At 37.8% G+C, this 1,378-nt stretch carries 2 protein-coding genes and 1 pseudogene; all 3 read left to right on the top strand.

Going from position 1 to position 1,378, the window contains the following annotated elements; translation table 11 throughout:
- Nucleotides 1-124: 124 nt before the first annotated feature.
- The 3 genes and pseudogenes from F6K51_RS37315 to F6K51_RS37305 all read left to right on the top strand — a co-directional run bounded on the left by F6K51_RS37315 (nucleotide 125) and on the right by F6K51_RS37305 (nucleotide 1,302).
- Nucleotides 125-379: a TIGR03643 family protein gene (locus tag F6K51_RS37315; RefSeq protein WP_293031228.1), complete on the top strand. Its 255-nt coding sequence runs from the start codon at nucleotides 125-127 to the stop codon at nucleotides 377-379.
- A gap of 128 nt (nucleotides 380-507) precedes the next feature.
- Entirely contained in the window at nucleotides 508-705 is a 198-nt protein-coding gene (locus F6K51_RS37310; protein ID WP_293031225.1) for an NblA/ycf18 family protein, read from the top strand.
- A gap of 61 nt (nucleotides 706-766) precedes the next feature.
- Nucleotides 767-1,302 (top strand): annotated as a pseudogene (locus F6K51_RS37305) (MarC family protein).
- Nucleotides 1,303-1,378 lie beyond the last annotated feature (76 nt).

Raw genomic sequence — 1,378 nt, 5'->3', positions numbered from 1 at the left:
CTCTTATAGTTTCTAATTCAAAAGAATCTCTGTCAAGCTGCTGTTTATGTAAGGGGAGCGACTCCTCCCCATGCATGAATGACAGGGGTTTCCGTCGCTCCCCTTACCAACCCCTATTTTTTTGATGAAGATATCCAACTTAGACAACCAAAGTATTGATCGCATTGTTGAAATGGCTTGGGAGGATAGAACACCATTTGAGGCAATTGAGGTTCAGTTTGGTCTCCAAGAGAAACACGTAATTCAATTAATGCGACGTTCTATGACTACTTCAAGCTTCAAGATGTGGCGTAAGAGAGTCACTGCACGTAACACCAAACATCTCCGAAAAAGAAATTTTACCGCAGGTCGCTTCAAGTCAAACAACCAAAAGAATTAAGTTAACAACACTATACGGATTTCACTACCTAAATTACCGTATTAAGTCCTAGCAAATTATTTTTAAAAGAATTAAAATAATTTATAAATGCATCAATATATTGTTATACAACAAATGGTAAGTCAGCCATGAAATATTCCGAGCAACTATCTCTAGAACAAGAATTCAATTTAAGAATATTTGCCGATCAAGTGCTGACTCTCTCCCTAGAGCAAGCCCAGGATTTATCTATTGAGCTTTATCGACAAATGATGCTCAAGGACAATATGTACGAAGACTTGTTAAAAGATTATTGCAATATGAGCGAAATCCCTTTGTATTTTTAAAATCTAAAATTCGAGTGCTGTTAGAGCCAAAACTACTGTCTCAAGTAAAAGTAAAGAAGTGATGTCCCAATTAATTTCTTATGCACTCGGAACATTTATTGCTTTATTTCCCATTACCAATCCAGTGGGGGCAGTGCCCATCTTTTACAGCTTGACAGCTAATGCCAGTAAGCATCAAAGATTGGGACAGGCTAAGAAAGTAGCCCTTAATGCCAGCTCAATTATTGCCTTTTTATTTGTAACTGGTCAAGCAATTCTCGACTTTTGGGGAATTTCTCTGGGGGTATTGCAAATTGCTGGCGGCTTGTTAATAGCTCGTACTGCTTGGACATTTGGTGAGACTAATCAATATCAAACTGTTACCAACAGTCCAGAGCCAAATCAAGCAAAAGATATCGCTTTAATCCCAATGGCTGTACCTTGTTAGGGATAACACTTTATCTCTGTTTGGTCTGGGGTGAACTACTGGTCAATGTTTTTGATCAAAGTGGAATCCGCGTTCTGAGTCAAGTATTAGGCTTTTTCATTTTGGCAATTTCCATCCAACTGTTGGCTGATGGTATTTTCGCCTTACTACAAGAATCAGGGTTAAGTTGAACAAGGATTAGCAGCTAATCCTCCAGAAGTTCAAAACCAAGTTTACTAATCAATTAATTTAAATTAGTCACATTTT

Origin of the sequence: Moorena sp. SIO3I8, assembly GCF_010692325.1 — a bacterium.
Classification (GTDB): Bacteria; Cyanobacteriota; Cyanobacteriia; order Cyanobacteriales; family Coleofasciculaceae; genus Moorena.
The sequence above is the reverse complement of the archived record's forward strand: the minus strand, read 5'-3'. Positions and strand labels throughout refer to the sequence as shown.